Annotated in this window: 11 protein-coding genes; 10 read left to right on the top strand and 1 reads right to left on the bottom strand. The window is 60.5% G+C overall.

Going from position 1 to position 17,405, the window contains the following annotated elements; all coding sequences use genetic code 11:
* Positions 1–155 precede the first annotated feature (155 nt).
* The gene (locus ACRC4F_RS17635) at positions 156–2,600 is read right to left on the bottom strand and encodes a penicillin-binding protein 1A (RefSeq protein ID WP_438660505.1); all 2,445 of its coding nucleotides are present in this window, start codon (positions 2,598–2,600) and stop codon (positions 156–158) included.
* Between the two features lie 217 nt (positions 2,601–2,817).
* Here ACRC4F_RS17635 and ACRC4F_RS17630 point away from each other — a divergent pair, with 217 nt between their 5' ends.
* The 10 genes from ACRC4F_RS17630 (at position 2,818) to ACRC4F_RS17585 (ending at position 17,325) form a co-directional block, all read left to right on the top strand.
* Positions 2,818–3,882: a pilus assembly protein PilM gene (locus tag ACRC4F_RS17630; protein WP_438660502.1), complete on the top strand. Its 1,065-nt coding sequence runs from the start codon at positions 2,818–2,820 to the stop codon at positions 3,880–3,882.
* Entirely contained in the window at positions 3,882–4,448 is a 567-nt protein-coding gene (locus ACRC4F_RS17625) for a PilN domain-containing protein (protein WP_438660501.1), read from the top strand. Before ACRC4F_RS17630 ends, ACRC4F_RS17625 begins: the two co-directional genes overlap by 1 nt.
* Positions 4,445–5,068, top strand: coding sequence for a type 4a pilus biogenesis protein PilO (gene pilO / locus ACRC4F_RS17620; protein WP_438660500.1), 624 nt, complete (start codon positions 4,445–4,447; stop codon positions 5,066–5,068). Before ACRC4F_RS17625 ends, pilO begins: the two co-directional genes overlap by 4 nt.
* Positions 5,065–5,592, top strand: coding sequence for a pilus assembly protein PilP (locus tag ACRC4F_RS17615; protein ID WP_438660499.1), 528 nt, complete (start codon positions 5,065–5,067; stop codon positions 5,590–5,592). Before pilO ends, ACRC4F_RS17615 begins: the two co-directional genes overlap by 4 nt.
* A gap of 13 nt (positions 5,593–5,605) precedes the next feature.
* Complete coding sequence (gene pilQ / locus ACRC4F_RS17610) at positions 5,606–7,687, top strand: type IV pilus secretin PilQ (RefSeq protein WP_438660498.1); 2,082 nt, start codon at positions 5,606–5,608, stop codon at positions 7,685–7,687.
* 4 nt (positions 7,688–7,691) lie between these two features.
* Positions 7,692–8,210 carry a shikimate kinase AroK gene (gene aroK / locus ACRC4F_RS17605; RefSeq protein WP_010464421.1) on the top strand — a complete coding sequence of 173 codons (519 nt, stop codon included), beginning with the start codon at positions 7,692–7,694 and terminating at the stop codon, positions 8,208–8,210.
* A 151-nt stretch (positions 8,211–8,361) separates the two neighbouring features.
* The gene (gene aroB / locus ACRC4F_RS17600) at positions 8,362–9,462 is read left to right on the top strand and encodes a 3-dehydroquinate synthase (protein WP_438660497.1); all 1,101 of its coding nucleotides are present in this window, start codon (positions 8,362–8,364) and stop codon (positions 9,460–9,462) included.
* A gap of 10 nt (positions 9,463–9,472) precedes the next feature.
* On the top strand, positions 9,473–11,077 hold the full coding sequence (locus tag ACRC4F_RS17595; RefSeq protein ID WP_438660496.1) for an SPOR domain-containing protein: 1,605 nt from the start codon (positions 9,473–9,475) through the stop codon (positions 11,075–11,077).
* 350 nt (positions 11,078–11,427) lie between these two features.
* Positions 11,428–15,873 (top strand): glutamate synthase large subunit, encoded by a 4,446-nt coding sequence (gltB, locus tag ACRC4F_RS17590; RefSeq protein ID WP_438660495.1) that lies wholly within the window; start codon positions 11,428–11,430, stop codon positions 15,871–15,873.
* 33 nt (positions 15,874–15,906) lie between these two features.
* Entirely contained in the window at positions 15,907–17,325 is a 1,419-nt protein-coding gene (locus ACRC4F_RS17585; RefSeq protein ID WP_109627581.1) for an FAD-dependent oxidoreductase, read from the top strand.
* The last annotated feature ends 80 nt before the right edge of the window (positions 17,326–17,405 follow it).

The raw sequence follows: 17,405 nt of genomic DNA, 5'->3' as shown, positions 1-17,405 counted from the left end.
CGGCTCGCTCCCACAGGGGTACGCATTCCAATGTGGGAGCGAGCCGGCTCCGGGCGGCGTTCCGACGATGGGGCACTCAAGACAACACAAAACCTGACGGCAGTAAAAAGCCCCGCTCTTCTTCCGAAGGCGGGGCTTTTTGTGTGGCTAAGCGATCAGAACAAATCGATCGGTGCCGCTTCATCCGCCGGCAGCGGGCTACCCGGCGCATTGCCATTACCCAGTTCATTCACCGACGGTGGCGTGTCTTCGGCCTTGAACAGCTCGAAGTACGCGCCTGGCGTGCCTGGGCTCGCCGCGCGACCGCTGACCGGGTCAACCCGCAGGCTGAGGATGCCTTCCGGCTCTGCCTGGGTGTGAGGCGGCTTGTCCTTGAGGGCGGCAGCCATGTAGTTCATCCAGATCGGCAGCGCGACGGTGCCACCGAACTCGCGCTTGCCCAGGCTTTCCGGTTGATCGAAGCCGGTCCAGACGGTGGTCACGTAATCGGCGTTGTAGCCGGAGAACCAGGCGTCCTTGGATTCGTTGGTGGTACCGGTCTTGCCCGCAATGTCACTGCGGCCCAGGGCCAGAGCGCGGCGGCCGGTGCCAAGTTTGATCACGTCCTCAAGCATGCTGTTGAGGATGAAGGTGGTGCGACCATCGACGATGCGTTCAGCCACGGCCGGCGTTTGGGGTGCAGCGCCGGGTGCAACCGGAGCCTCGCCCGGGGTCGCATTGACCGTGAACGCCTGGGCATCGGCCGGTGCGGCAATGCCGTTGGTCGCTACGTCGCCCTGAGGAACGCTCGGCGGGTTGGCGACGAACAGCGTGTCGCCATTGCGGCTCTCGATCTTGTCGATGATGTACGGGCTGACTTTGTAGCCGCCGTTGGCAAAGGTGCTCCAGCCCGTGGCGATTTCCATTGGCGTCAGGGTCGCGGTGCCCAGGGCCAGGGACAAGTTGCGCGGCAGGTCCTGCTTGTTGAAGCCGAACTTGCTGATGTAGTCGATGGTGCGATCGACGCCCAGCGCCTGCACCAGGCGGATCGACACCAGGTTGCGCGACTTGTACAGGCCTTCACGCAGACGGATCGGGCCGAGGAAGGTGTTGGTGTCGTTCTTCGGACGCCAAACCTTGTCCAGGTACTCGTCGACGAACACGATCGGCGCATCGTTCACCAGGCTGGCGGCGGTGTAGCCGTTATCCAGCGCGGCGCTGTACACGAAGGGCTTGAAGCTCGAACCCGGCTGACGCTTGGCCTGCATGGCACGGTTGTAGTTGCTCTGCTCGAAGGCGAAACCACCGACCAGCGAGCGGATGGCGCCGTTTTGAGGATCAAGGGACACCAGCGCGCCTTGTGCTTGCGGGATCTGGCTGAATTTCAGCGAATTGTCCGGTTGGCGCTGCACGCGAATCAGGTCACCGACCTGAGCCACGTCAGAAGGCTGCTTCGGATTGGCGCCCATGCTGTTGGTGTTCAGGAATGGACGTGCCCATTTCATGCTGTCCCAAGCGACGTGTTCTTCACCGGTGCGGGTGATCACTTGCAAGCCGTTCTTGTCGACCTGGGTGACGATGGCCGGCTCCAAGCCGCTGATGGTCCGCTGTTTAGTCAGTTCGGTGGCCCAGGCCTCGCGAGTCTTGCCCGGCAGGCGCGATTCGGGGCCGCGATAGCCGTGACGCTGATCGTAGGTCATCAAGCCTTCGTGGACCGCTGTGTTAGCCATTTCCTGAAGATTGCTCGGTACCGTCGTGGTCACGCGGAAGCCTTCGGTGTATGCATCGCTGCCATAACGGCCGACCATTTCGGCACGGGCCATTTCAGCAATGTACGGCGCGTTCACTTCCGGCGTTGGCACGTGGTAGCTGGCGTTGAGCGGCTCGTTGATGGCGGTGGTGTAGTCGGCTTCGGTGATCTTGCCGAGCTTGTACATGCGCCCCAGGATCCAGTCGCGACGCTCCTTGCTACGGGCCGGGTTGGCCAGCGGGTTGAAGCGCGAAGGGGCTTTCGGCAGGCCGGCGATCATCGCCATCTGCGCCAGGCTGACGTCACGAATCGATTTGCCGTAGTAGACCTGCGCGGCGGCTTCGATGCCGTAGGCGCGGTTACCCAGGTAGATCTTGTTGACGTACAGCTCGAGGATCTCGTCCTTGGTCAGCTGCCGTTCGATCTGCAGGGCCAGGAGGATTTCGGTGGTTTTACGCGAGAAGCTGCGTTCGCTGGTCAGGAAGAAGTTCTTCGCCACTTGCATGGTGATGGTGCTGCCGCCGGACTGGATGTGTCCGCTTTTTACCAACTGGGTCGCAGCACGCATCAGGCTGCTGGGATCGACACCGTAGTGATTGGCGAAATTGTCGTCTTCAGCACTTAGTAACGCATTGATGAAATTGGGGGGAATGTCGGCGAAACGGATCGGTGTGCGACGCATTTCGCCAAATTCTGCGATCAACTTGTTATCGCTGCTGTACACCCGCAACGGAATCTGCAACTGGATGCTTCTCAGAGCCTCCACAGATGGCAATCCCGGACTAAGGTAAAGAAACGCGCCGCTCAGACCAAGGAGCAGTCCGCAGAAAACGGCGACGATGGACCAACCGAAAAATTTCAGCAGACGAATCAAGGCTTTGGGATATCCAGGGCAAAGAATGAATTGGGCAACAGGGTTCAGATAACAGGGAACGACCCGCGCTTGCAGTAAAAACCGGAAAAAAACGCTGGGCATTATAAGCATTTTTACGTCGAGAGCGTCATTTGCGCTGCTGTCAAGACGGGTGGTTTGAACGCAATGGGTATTACAGAGTCCGTAAGACACGGATAGTCATAGGGAATTGGTAGTGCTAGGACTCTTCAATAAAAAAGCCAACACGCTTCTCGGGATCGACATCAGCTCCACGTCGGTGAAGCTGCTTGAGCTCAGTCGCCAGGGCGACCGCTATCGGGTCGAAGCCTATGCGGTCGAACCATTGCCCGCCAACGCTGTAGTCGAGAAAAACATCGCCGAGCTCGAAGGCGTGGGCCAGGCACTCGCGCGCGTGCTGCTCAAGGCCAAAACCAATCTCAGGAATGTCGCCGTGGCCGTTGCCGGTTCGGCAGTCATTACCAAAACCATCGAGATGGACGCAGGTCTTTCCGACGATGAGTTGGAAAACCAACTGAAGATTGAGGCCGATCAGTACATCCCTTACCCGCTGGACGAAGTCGCCATCGACTTCGAAGTCCAGGGCGCGTCGGCGCGCAACCCGGAGCGGGTCAATGTGCTGCTGGCGGCCTGTCGCAAGGAAAACGTCGAGGTGCGTGAAGCCGCGCTGGCGCTGGCCGGTCTGACGGCGCGGGTGGTGGACGTCGAGGCCTACGCGCTGGAGCGATCGTTCTCGTTGCTGGCGGCGCAACTGGCAATCTCTCAGGAGGGGCTGACCGTGGCGGTGGTCGACATCGGAGCGACCATGACCACCCTGAGCGTGCTGTACAACGGGCGGATCATCTACACCCGCGAACAATTGTTCGGCGGTCGGCAGCTGACGGAGGAAATCCAGCGTCGTTATGGGCTGACCGTCGAACAGGCGGGGCTGGCGAAGAAGCAGGGTGGATTGCCGGATGACTACGTCAGCGAAGTCTTGCAGCCTTTTCGCGATGCGCTGGTGCAGCAGGTGTCCCGGTCGTTGCAGTTTTTCTTCGCCTCCGGTCAGTACAACGCGGTCGATCATATTTTGCTGGCGGGCGGCACCGCGTCGGTGCCGGGGCTTGATCGCCTGATCGAACAGCGGCTGGGCACGCCGACCCAGGTGGCCAACCCGTTCTCCGACATGGCGTTGAGCAGTAAGGTCAACGCTGGTGCCCTGGCAAGCGATGCGCCGGCACTGATGATCGCCTGCGGGCTCGCGCTCAGGAGTTTCGACTGATGGCGCGGATCAACCTGTTACCCTGGCGCGAAGAGCTGCGTGAAGAGCGCCGCAAACGCTTTTTGCTGGCGCTGGTCGGCGTGTTGGTGTGCTCGGTGGGCGCGATTTTTATCGCGGACCAGGTCATCAACGCTGCCATTGACCGACAAGTGGCCCGTAACGATTACATCGGCAAGCAGATTGTCGTGGTCGACGAGCGCATCAAGCAGATCAGCGAGCTGAAGTCCCGTCGCCAGCAGCTCGTCGAGCGCATGCGCATCATCCAGGACCTGCAAGGCAACCGTCCGATCAGCGGGCGAATTTTCGACCAGTTGGCGCGTACCCTGCCGGACGGGGTGTATTTCACCGAAGTGAAGATGGCCGGCAAGACCCTGTCCATTACCGGCGCGGCGGAATCGAACAATCGTGTGTCGGACCTGATGCGCAATCTGGATGCGTCCGACTGGTTCGATGCGCCGAGTCTCACAGAAGTCAAAGCCACTACCGCCGGGCAGCTGGATCAGGCCAACGTCTTTCAGTTGACCGTCCGTCAGACCCAGCCCGCTGTCGTGGAGGCTGGAAAATGAGCCCCTCGGAATGGTTTGAAGGCCTGCGCAAGATCGACATCAACGACCTGGACACCAACAACATGGGTTCCTGGCCGCCGGCCATCAAGGCCCTGGCGGGTGTGTTGCTGATGGTGCTGGTGTTGACCCTCGGATACACCTTTTACGTCAGCGATCAGGAAGATCACCTCAAGCTCCAACGTGAGGAGGAGTCGACCCTCAAGGAGCAGTTCGCGACCAAGGCGCACATGGCGGCGAACCTGGAGTTGTACACCCAGCAAATGAAAGAGATGGAGAACTCTTTCGGCGTGCTGCTGCGTCAATTGCCCAGCGACACCGAAGTCCCCGGGCTGCTGGAGGACATCACTCGCACTGGCCTCGGTAGCGGGCTGGAGTTCGAAGAGATCAAGTTGCTGCCGGAGGTTACCCAGCAGTTCTACATTGAGCTGCCGATCCAGATCACCGTTACCGGCGCCTATCACGACCTTGCGACGTTCGTCAGTGGCGTGGCCGGGTTGCCGCGGATCGTTACGCTGCATGATTTCGACCTCGAGCCGGCCGACCCCGAGGGCGGTCCGAAACTGCGCATGAGCATCCTCGCCAAGACCTACCGCTACAACGACAAGGGGCAGCAGAAATGACCCCGATTCGTTGCTTGTTGATGGTTGTGTTGTTCGCCGGGCTGGCCGGTTGCGGCAATGGCAATGACGTCGGTGACCTCGACGCTTACATGAACGAAGTGCGTCTGCGGCCACCCGGCAAGATTGAACCAACGCCGACATTCCGGTCTTACCCAGCGTTCACCTACAGCGCTGCCAACCTGCGCAGCCCGTTTTCCCGGCAGGTCAGGGTCGACCTGGCGGGGCAGAAGCGCGGTTCGCGCAACGTCAAACCCGACCCCAATCGGGCCAGGCAATACCTCGAAGGTTTCAACATCGAGCAGTTTGAAATGGTCGGCACGATCTCCAATGCCACCGGCTCCTTTGCGCTGTTGCGCGGGGCAGGCGGGGTGCATCGGCTGAAAGTCGGCGATTACCTGGGGCGTAACGATGGACGGATCGTCGCCATCAGCGGCTCGCAAGTCGATGTGGTCGAAATCGTTCCCGACGGCGAAGGCGCCTGGCTCGAACGGCCGCGGACCATCCCTTTGAAAGAGCACTCATAGTGGAACTCGAATAATGAACAGGATTTTCTCAACCCTCGGTATCTCGCTATGGATAGCGTTGCTGTCGCCGATGGTACAAGCGGCCAACCTCAACGCGCTGGATGTCGCCGCGCTGCCGGGTGATCGTGTCGAGTTGAAGTTGTCTTTCGATGGGCCGCCGCCGCAGCCCCACGGTTACACGACCGAACAGCCTGCGCGAATTGCGCTGGACCTGCCAGGCGTGGTCAGTCAGCTGAAGAAAAAGAATCACGAACTGGGCAGCGGTAATGCCCGAAGTGCGACGGTTGTGGAAGCCAAGGACCGCACGCGGCTGATCATTGGCCTGACGCAGCTGACCCCATACAGCGCGCGCGTCGAAGGCAACAAACTGATTGTGGTGGTCGGGCAGGGAGCCAATAACAAGGCTGCCCGACCGCCCACCAGTGCACCCCGCGCAGCGACTGCAACGCCCGCCCCGACGAAAACCTATGCTCCCGTGGGCAAGGCCATCCGCGGTGTGGATTTCCAGCGCGGCACGCAGGGTGAAGGCAACGTGGTGATTGACCTGTCGGATCCGTCCATCGCCCCGGACATCCAGGAACGCGACGGCAAGATCATCCTCGGTTTCGCCAGGACCCAATTGCCTGAGCCGTTGCGCGTTCGTCTGGACGTCAAGGATTTCGCCACCCCGGTGCAGTTCGTCAATGCCAGCGCTACGGGCGACCGGGCCACGATCAGTATCGAGCCTAGCGGCGCGTTCGATTATTCGACCTACCAGACCGACAACAAACTCACGGTCAGCATCCGGCCCATGACCGTCGACGATCTGCAAAAGCGTAATGCCGAGCGTTTCGCCTATACCGGTGAAAAGCTCTCGCTGAACTTCCAGGACATCGATGTGCGCTCGGTGCTGCAACTGATCGCCGATTTTACCAACCTCAATCTGGTGGCCAGCGACACGGTGCAGGGCGGTATCACCCTGCGTTTGCAGAACGTGCCGTGGGACCAGGCCCTGGACCTGGTGCTGAAAACCAAAGGCCTGGACAAGCGCAAGATCGGCAACGTCCTGCTGGTGGCGCCGGCTGATGAAATCGCCGCGCGCGAGCGCCAGGAACTGGAATCGCAGAAACAGATCTCCGATCTTGCGCCCTTGCGTCGTGAGCTGTTGCAGGTCAACTACGCCAAGGCTGCCGACATCGCCAAGCTGTTCACCTCGGTGACCAGTGCCGAAGCGAAAGTCGACGAGCGTGGTTCGATCACGGTCGATGAGCGGACCAACAACATCATTGCCTACCAGACCCAGGACCGACTCGACGAACTGCGTCGCATCGTGGCGCAACTGGATATCCCGGTGCGTCAGGTGATGATCGAGGCTCGAATCGTCGAAGCCAACGTCGACTACGACAAAAGCCTCGGCGTGCGCTGGGGTGGTTCGGTACAGAACAAGGGCAACTGGAACACCTCGGGCGTCAGCAATGGTTCGTCGACCACCATCGGTACGCCGGGCAGCACCAGCACCAACTCGCCGTTCGTCGATTTGGGCGCTGCGGGCAATACCTCGGGGATCGGCATCGCCTTCATCACCGATAACGTGCTGCTGGACCTGGAGCTGACCGCGATGGAGAAGACCGGTAACGGCGAAATCGTCTCGCAACCCAAGGTCGTCACGTCCGACAAGGAAACCGCGAAAATCCTCAAGGGCACCGAGATCCCGTATCAGGAAGCCAGCTCCAGCGGTGCCACGTCAGTGTCGTTCAAAGAGGCGTCGCTGTCCCTTGAGGTCACGCCGCAGATCACCCCGGACAACCGCATCATCATGGAGGTCAAGGTCACCAAGGACGAACCGGACTACCTGAACAAGGTCCAGGATGTGCCGCCGATCAAGAAAAACGAGGTCAATGCCAAGGTCCTGGTCAATGATGGCGAGACCATCGTGATTGGCGGTGTTTTCTCAAATACTCAAAGCAAGGTTGTAGATAAGGTGCCATTTCTCGGTGATGTGCCGTATCTTGGCCGCCTTTTCCGGCGTGACGTAGTTTCGGAGAAAAAATCCGAGCTGCTGGTATTTCTCACTCCGCGTATCATGAATAACCAGGCGATTGCTGTGAGTCATTGATTCTGTGCGAAATTTGATTCTTGTTGGACCGATGGGGGCTGGAAAAAGCACCATCGGCCGGTTGCTGGCCAAAGAGCTGCGCCTGCCGTTCAAAGATTCCGATAAGGAAATTGAATTGCGCACGGGCGCCAATATCCCGTGGATTTTCGATAAAGAAGGCGAACCGGGCTTTCGTGACCGCGAGCAGGCGATGATTGCCGAGCTGTGTGGCTGCGACGGCGTGGTGCTGGCGACCGGTGGAGGCGCGGTGATGCGCGAAGCCAATCGTCGCGCTTTGCACGCCGGTGGTCGGGTGGTTTATCTGCATGCTTCTGTCGAGCAGCAGGTCGGCCGCACGTCCCGCGATCGCAATCGCCCCTTGTTGCGCACTGCCGATCCGGCCAAGACCCTGCGGGATCTGCTGGCGATCCGCGATCCGCTGTATCGGGAAATCGCCGACCTGGTGGTTGAAACCGATGAGCGGCCACCGCGAATGGTGGTGCTCGATATTCTCGAACGCTTGCAGCAGCTACCTCCCCGTTAAAGCGAGGCGCGAAATGCGCTATCCTCGGCGTCCTGTCACGACCGCTCAAGGTTGTGGCGGATGGCTACCGAACGGCGTCACACCAGCAGATGCCCTGGACATTCGTTAACTCAAGGCAGGACGCCTGATTCCATCTTCACTGTGGGGACACATGCAGACACTCAAGGTCGATCTAGGCGAGCGTAGCTACCCGATTCATATTGGCGAAGGTTTGTTGGATCAGCCTGAGCTGCTGGCCCCGCATATCCGCGGACGGCAAGTGGCGATCATCTCCAACGAGACGGTTGCGCCGCTCTATCTCGAACGTCTGACCCGCAGCCTCGCGCAGTTCTCGGTCATTTCCGTGGTGCTGCCCGACGGCGAAGCCTTCAAAACCTGGGAAACCCTGCAACTGATTTTCGACGGTCTGCTGACCGCACGCCACGACCGCCGCACCACCGTGATCGCCCTCGGCGGCGGTGTGATTGGTGACATGGCCGGTTTTGCGGCGGCTTGCTATCAGCGCGGTGTCGACTTCATCCAGGTCCCGACCACGCTGCTGTCGCAAGTCGACTCCTCGGTGGGCGGCAAGACCGGGATCAACCATCCGCTGGGCAAGAACATGGTCGGTGCCTTCTATCAGCCGAATGTCGTGCTGGTCGATACCGCGACACTCAATACCCTGCCGGCCCGCGAGCTCTCTGCGGGGCTGGCGGAAGTCATCAAGTACGGACTGATCTGCGATGAGCCGTTCCTGACCTGGCTCGAAGAAAACGTTGATCGCCTGCGCGCGCTGGATCAGGTCGCCCTGACGTACGCCATCGAACGTTCCTGCGCGGCCAAGGCTGAGGTAGTCGGTGCCGACGAAAAGGAAACCGGTGTTCGTGCCACGTTGAACCTCGGCCACACCTTCGGCCACGCTATCGAAACCCATATGGGCTATGGTGTCTGGCTTCATGGCGAAGCCGTCGCTGCCGGCACCGTAATGGCTTTGGAAATGTCCGCGCGACTGGGCTGGATCAGCGAGCAAGAGCGCGATCGCGGGATTCGCCTGTTTCAGCGTGCGGGTTTGCCGGTCATCCCGCCGGAAGAGATGACCGAAGCCGATTTTCTCGAACACATGGCAATTGACAAGAAAGTGATCGACGGTCGTTTACGCCTGGTGCTGCTGCGCCATATGGGCGAAGCGGTGGTGACCGACGATTATCCGAAAGAAGTTTTACAGGCCACGCTGGGAGCGGATTACCGCGCCCTGGCTCAGCTTAAAGGTTAATAAGATCCCGATGACTAGTTTGCATGCCGACGAGGCTTTCCTCGGCCATTACCAGTTGAGTCATGACCCTTTTGCTCCACGGGTGCCTGGCTTCAAATTTTTCCCGGCCCAGCGCAAACCGGTGCTGGGGCAACTGCATCACCTGGCACGCTACAGCCAGTTGCTGCTGGTGGTCACCGGCCCCCAAGGCAGTGGCAAAACCCTGTTGCGCCAGGCCTTGGTGGCCAGCACCAACAAGCAGTCGGTGCAGAGCGTGGTGGTTTCCGCCCGTGGCGCTGGCGATGCTGCCGGGGTGCTGCGTCAGGTGGCTCAAGCGCTGAACGTCGCCCAGGCGGAGGTCAACGCGATCCTGTCGCAGGTCGTGCAACTGGCGCTGACCGGTCAGGAAGTCTATTTGCTGGTGGATGACGCCGAGCAGCTCGACGAATCCGCGCTGGAGGCCTTGCTGGCCCTGGCCGCCGGCGCGCCGGAAGGTCGTCCGCACGTGTTCCTGTTCGGCGAGTTGTCGCTGATTGCGCAACTGGACGCGCTGAGCCTCGAAGAAGAGCGCTTCCACGTCATCGAGTTGCAGCCTTACACCGAAGAAGAAACCCGCGAGTATCTGGACCAGCGGCTTGAAGGCGCTGGCCGGGGTATCGAACTTTTCACCGCAGATCAGATCTCTGATATTCACGAAAGCTCCGACGGCTGGCCTGGCAACATCAACCAGGTTGCCCGCGATGCAATGATCGAAGCCATGATTGCCAGCCGCTCAGCGGTGAAGCGTCCAAGTATGGGGTTCAACATGCCGAAGAAACACGTATTGGCGATTTCCGCCGTTGTCGTGGTCGCGGTAGCCGCCGCCTGGTTGATGCCGGGTCGCAGCAAAGCACCGACCACTGGCGCGCCTGCCAACGAACAGGCGCAACTGCCGCTCGGCCAGGGCACGCCACAACCTAACAGCGGCGGTGCGCCTTCCGTAGAATTCGCCGGTAATTCGCAACCGATGCCATTGCCGCTGGTCGGCAACTCGCAACCGGTCATGCGCGGTCCGCTGGCTGAAGCGGCCGGTGGCATCACCGAAGGTGACGACGGCGTGCCGGTGGAAGGTTCCAGCGCTACACCGCCCACCGTGACCACCACTGCGCCGCCGGCGGGCATCCAGCCAGGCCCTGCGCCGACGCCTGCCGCCAAACCGGTGCCAGCGCCGACTCAGGTCGCGACCGCCAAACCGGCCCCGACTGCGCCTGCCGTCAAGCCGGCTCCCGCTCCAGCGCCAGCCAAGCCTGCCGTCGTGGCCACCGCCAAGCCAGCCGAGAAGCCAGTCGCCGCAGCTGCGAAAGGCGCCGGCGGCACCTGGTACGCCGGGCAACCTACAAGCAACTATGTGGTGCAGATCCTTGGCACCAGCTCCGAAGCGACTGCGCAAAACTTCGTAAAAGAGCAAGGCGGCGAGTACCGTTATTTCAAGAAAGTCCTCAACGGCAAGCCGCTTTACGTCATCACTTACGGTAACTTCGCCAACCGTGATGCAGCCCTTACCGCCATCAAGGCCTTGCCAGCGAAGGTTCAGGCTGGTAAACCTTGGCCTCGCACTGTCGCCAGCGTCCAACAGGAACTGGCAACAACTCGCTGAAGATTCGGCGGCCTTACCCAGGCCGCCACTCCCGGCACCTCAAAATTTCTGCAAGCGCATGCCGCCTCTTCAGGCCGCGTGCCTTGTGGTGTCTGCGTTACAGTAGTCTTTGAGTCGTTGCGGTCAAAATTAAAAAAGTTTTGACTAGCACAGCAGATCGCTTTAAACCTTTCACAAATGCGACATAGATTTGCGACAGTTCGTCGTCAAATTTGTGGGCCTCTGTGACGCTGTGTACAATGACCACCCTTTTGCCCCCGCCAAGCCGGCGTACGTTCGGCGCGGATCGCAAGTGGTTGAATTGAAAAGAAATTTGCCTCGGAAAGAGGCAGCCTGGTGAGAAAGTGTCTATGAAAGCAGGTCTGTACCAACCAGATGAATTCAAGGATAACTGCGGTTTCGGCCTGATAGCCCATATGCAGGGCGAGCCCAGTCATACCCTTTTGCAAACGGCCATTGAGGCCCTGACCTGCATGACCCACCGCGGTGGGATCAACGCCGACGGCAAGACCGGTGACGGTTGCGGCTTGCTGATTCAAAAGCCGGATGTGTTCCTGCGAGCCATTGCCCAGGAAACCTTCGGCGTCGAACTGCCCAAGCAATATGCCGTGGGCATGGTCTTCTTCAACCAGGACCCGGTCAAAGCCGAAGCCGCTCGCGAGAACATGAACCGCGAGATCCTCGCTGCCGGCCTGCAACTCGTCGGCTGGCGCAAAGTGCCGATCGACACCAGCGTCCTCGGCCGTCTGGCCCTGGAGCGCCTGCCGCAGATCGAACAGGTGTACATCGGTGGTGAAGGCCTGAGTGACCAGGACATGGCGATCAAGCTGTTCACCTCTCGTCGTCGTTCGTCCGTGGCCAACGCCGCCGACACCGACCACTACATCTGCAGCTTTTCGCACAAGACCATTATCTATAAAGGCCTGATGATGCCGGCGGATTTGACCGCCTTCTATCCAGACCTCAGCGACCAGCGCCTGCAAACCTCGATTTGCGTGTTCCACCAGCGCTTCTCGACCAACACCCTGCCGAAATGGCCGCTGGCTCAACCGTTCCGCTTCCTGGCGCACAACGGCGAGATCAACACCATCACCGGCAACCGCAACTGGGCCGTAGCCCGTCGCACCAAGTTCACCAACGACTTGATGGATCTGGAAGAACTCGGCCCGCTGGTCAACCGTGTCGGTTCTGACTCCTCCAGCATGGACAACATGCTTGAGTTGATGGTCACCGGTGGTATCGACCTGTTCCGTGGCGTGCGGATGATCATTCCGCCTGCGTGGCAGAACGTCGAAACCATGGACCCGGATCTGCGTGCGTTCTACGAATACAACTCGATGCACATGGAGCCGTGGGACGGCCCGGCCGGCGTGGTAATGACCGATGGTCGTTACGCGGTGTGCCTGCTCGACCGTAACGGTCTGCGTCCGGCGCGTTGGGTCACCACCAAAAACGGTTTCATCACCCTGGCCTCGGAAATCGGTGTCTGGAACTATCAGCCTGAAGACGTGATCGCCAAAGGCCGCGTTGGCCCGGGCCAGATCTTTGCCGTGGACACCGAAACCGGCCAGATCCTCGACACCGATGCCATCGACAACCGCTTGAAGTCCCGTCATCCGTACAAGCAATGGCTGCGCAAGAATGCCCTGCGCATTCAGGCAACCATGGAAGACAACGACCACGGTTCGGCGTTCTACGACGTTGACCAGCTCAAGCAGTACATGAAGATGTACCAGGTCACGTTCGAAGAGCGTGATCAGGTGCTGCGTCCGCTCGGTGAGCAAGGCTACGAAGCCGTCGGCTCGATGGGCGACGATACGCCGATGGCCGTGCTGTCCCAGCGCGTACGCACGCCGTACGACTATTTCCGCCAGCAGTTCGCGCAGGTCACCAACCCGCCGATCGACCCGCTGCGCGAAGCCATCGTCATGTCGCTGGAGATCTGCCTCGGTGCCGAGCGCAATATCTTCCAGGAGTCGCCGGAACACGCCTCGCGCGTGATCCTCAGCTCGCCGGTCATTTCTCCGGCCAAGTGGCGCTCGCTGATGAACCTCGATCGCCCGGGCTTCGAGCGCGCGATCATCGACCTCAACTACGACGAAAGCGTCGGCCTCGAAGCGGCGATCCGCAACGTTGCCGATCAGGCTGAAGAAGCCGTGCGCTCCGGTCGCACCCAGGTTGTGCTGAGTGACCGTCACATTGCCCCGGGCAAGCTGCCGATCCACGCTTCCCTGGCCACTGGCGCGGTGCACCACCGCCTGACCGAAAAAGGCCTGCGTTGCGATTCCAACATCCTCGTGGAAACCGCGACTGCTCGTGACCCGCATCACTTTGCGGTGTTGATCGGTTTCGGCGCCTCGGCGGTCTATCCGTTCCTGGCCTACGAAGTGCTGGGCGACCTGATCCGTACTGGTGAAGTCCTGGGCGACCTCTATGAGGTGTTCAAGAACTACCGCAAAGGCATCACTAAAGGTCTGCTGAAGATCCTGTCGAAGATGGGCATTTCGACCATCACGTCGTACCGCGGTGCGCAGTTGTTTGAGGCCATCGGCCTGTCTGAAGAAGTCTGCGAGCTGAGCTTCCGTGGCGTTCCGAGCCGCATCAAAGGTGCGCGTTTCGTCGACATCGAAGCCGAGCAGAAAGCCCTGGCTGCCGAAGCCTGGAGCCCGCGCAAGCCGATCCAGCAGGGCGGTCTGCTGAAATTCGTCCACGGCGGTGAATATCACGCGTACAACCCGGACGTGGTCAACACCCTGCAGGCCGCTGTGCAGCAGGGCGACTACAGCAAGTTCAAGGAATACACGGCGCTGGTGGACAACCGTCCGGTGTCGATGATTCGTGACATGTTCAAGGTCAAGACCCTGGACACGCCGCTGGACATCAGCGAGATCGAACCGCTGGAATCGGTGCTCAAGCGCTTCGACTCCGCGGGCATCTCCCTCGGCGCCTTGTCGCCGGAAGCTCATGAAGCCCTGGCCGAAGCCATGAACCGCCTCGGTGCGCGTTCCAACTCCGGCGAAGGCGGCGAAGACCCGGCGCGTTACGGCACCATCAAGAGCTCGAAAATCAAACAGGTTGCGACTGGCCGTTTCGGTGTGACCCCGGAATACCTGGTCAACGCTGAAGTGCTGCAGATCAAAGTCGCTCAGGGCGCCAAGCCCGGCGAAGGTGGTCAGCTGCCAGGTGGCAAGGTCAACGGTCTGATCGCCAAGCTGCGTTATGCAGTGCCGGGCGTGACCCTGATCTCGCCGCCACCGCACCACGACATCTATTCGATCGAAGACTTGTCGCAGCTGATTTTCGACCTGAAACAAGTCAACCCGAAGGCGCTGGTCTCGGTGAAGCTGGTGGCAGAAGCGGGCGTCGGCACCATCGCGGCCGGTGTGGCCAAGGCCTACGCGGACTTGATCACCATCTCCGGCTACGACGGCGGCACCGGTGCGTCGCCGCTGACTTCGATCAAATACGCGGGCGCTCCGTGGGAACTCGGCCTGGCCGAAACCCACCAGACCCTGCGTGGCAACGACCTGCGCGGCAAAGTCCGGGTACAGACCGACGGCGGCCTGAAAACCGGCCTCGACGTGATCAAGGCGGCCATCCTCGGCGCTGAAAGCTTCGGTTTCGGCACCGCGCCAATGATCGCGCTGGGTTGCAAATACCTGCGTATCTGCCACCTGAACAACTGCGCCACCGGCGTCGCGACTCAGAACGAGAAGCTGCGCAAGGATCACTACATCGGGACCGTCGACATGGTGGTGAATTTCTTCACCTACGTCGCCGAAGAAACCCGTGAGTGGCTGGCCAAGCTGGGCGTGCGCTCCCTCGAAGAGCTGATCGGTCGTACCGATCTGCTGGACATCCTCGAAGGCCAGACCGCCAAGCAGCAACACCTGGACCTGACGCCGTTGCTGGGCAGCGATCACATCCCGGCAGACAAACCTCAGTTCTGCCAGGTCGACCGCAACCCGCCGTTCGACAAAGGCCTGCTGGCCGAGAAAATGGTCGACATGGCCACCTCGGCCATCAACGATCTGAGTGGCGCCGATTTCGCCCTGGATATCTGCAACTGCGACCGTTCGATCGGCGCGCGGATCTCCGGTGAAATCGCTCGCAAGCACGGCAACCAAGGCATGGCGAACGCGCCGATCACCTTCCGCTTCAAAGGGACGGCCGGTCAGAGCTTCGGCGTGTGGAACGCCGGCGGCCTGAACATGTACCTGGAAGGCGACGCCAACGACTACGTCGGCAAAGGCATGACCGGCGGCAAGCTGGTCATCGTTCCGCCGAAGGGCAGCGTCTACAAGACTCAGGACAGTGCCATTATCGGTAACACCTGCCTGTACGGCGCCACCGGTGGCAAGCTGTTCGCCGCCGGCACCGCAGGCGAGCGTTTCGCGGTGCGTAACTCCGGTGCTCACACCGTGGTGGAAGGCACTGGCGATCACTGCTGCGAGTACATGACCGGTGGTTTCGTCTGCGTCCTGGGCAAGACCGGTTACAACTTCGGCTCAGGCATGACCGGCGGTTTCGCCTATGTGCTCGACCAGGACAACAGCTTCGTTGACCGGGTCAACCACGAACTGGTGGAAATCCAGCGGATCAGCGGTGAGGCGATGGAAGCCTATCGCAGCCACTTGCAACGCGTGCTGAACGAATACGTCGAGGAAACCGACAGCGAGTGGGGCCGTAACCTCGCTGAAAACCTCGACGACTATCTGCGTCGTTTCTGGCTGGTCAAGCCCAAGGCTGCCAACCTGAAATCGTTGCTTTCCAGCACCCGTGCCAACCCGCAGTGATATGCGCCTGAAGAGTTTGATGAGGTTTTAACAATGGCTGAACGTCTGAATAACGACTTCCAGTTCATCGACGTCGGGCGCAAAGATCCGAAGAAGAAACTGTTGCGTCAACGCAAGAAAGAGTTCGTGGAGATCTACGAACCCTTCAAACCCCAGCATTCGGCCGATCAGGCCCACCGCTGCCTGGGTTGCGGTAACCCGTATTGCGAATGGAAGTGCCCGGTGCACAACTTCATTCCGAACTGGCTGAAACTGGTGGCCGAGGGCAACATCCTCCAGGCCGCCGAGCTGTCGCACCAGACCAACACCCTGCCGGAAGTGTGCGGCCGGGTGTGCCCGCAGGATCGTCTGTGCGAGGGTGCCTGCACCCTCAACGACGGCTTCGGCGCGGTGACCATCGGTTCGGTCGAGAAATACATCACCGACACTGCGTTCGCCATGGGCTGGCGCCCGGACATGTCCAAGGTCATACCGACCGGCAAGCGTGTCGCCATCATTGGCGCAGGCCCGGCGGGCCTGGGTTGTGCCGACGTGCTGGTACGTGGCGGCGTGACCCCGGTGGTGTTCGACAAGAACCCGGAAATCGGCGGTCTGCTGACCTTCGGCATCCCGGAGTTCAAGCTGGAAAAGACCGTGCTGAGCAATCGTCGCGAAGTCTTCACCGGCATGGGCATTGAGTTCCGCCTGAACACCGAAGTGGGCAAGGACGTCACCGTCGAGCAACTGCTCGAAGAATACGATGCCGTGTTCATGGGCATGGGCACCTACACCTACATGAAGGGCGGCTTTGCCGGTGAGGATTTGCCGGGCGTGCATGACGCGCTGGACTTCCTGATCGCCAACGTCAATCGCAACCTGGGCTTTGAAAAGTCGCCGGAAGATTTCGTCGACATGAAAGGCAAGAAGGTCGTGGTACTGGGCGGCGGCGATACGGCGATGGACTGCAACCGTACGTCGATCCGTCAGGGCGCCAAGTCGGTGACCTGCGCCTATCGTCGTGACGAAGCCAACATGCCAGGCTCGCGCAAAGAGGTGAAGAACGCCAAGGAAGAAGGCGTGAAATTCCTCTACAACCGCCAGCCGATCGCCATTGTTGGTGAAGACAAGGTCGAAGGCGTGAAAGTGGTCGAGACCCGTCTCGGCGAGCCGGACGCCCGTGGCCGTCGCAGCCCTGAGCCGATCCCGGGCTCCGAAGAGATCATCCCGGCCGACGCCGTGGTCATCGCCTTCGGTTTCCGCCCGAGCCCGGCGTCGTGGTTTGAACAGCACAGCATCCAGACCGACAGCCAGGGCCGCGTTGTGGCCCCGGAGCAAGGTCAGTACAAGCACCAGACCAGCAACCCGAAAATCTTCGCCGGTGGCGACATGGTTCGCGGTTCTGACCTGGTGGTGACAGCGATCTTCGAAGGCCGCAATGCGGCTGAAGGGATCCTGGATTACCTGGGCGTCTGATTACTTTCTAATAGATTGGAATGCAGTACCTGTGGGAGCTGGCCTGCCAGCGATAGCATCACCTCGGTCTACCTGACAAA

It is taken from the genome of Pseudomonas sp. (assembly GCF_051660785.1).
Classification (GTDB): domain Bacteria; phylum Pseudomonadota; class Gammaproteobacteria; order Pseudomonadales; family Pseudomonadaceae; genus Aquipseudomonas.
The sequence above is the reverse complement of the archived record's forward strand: the minus strand, read 5'-3'. Positions and strand labels throughout refer to the sequence as shown.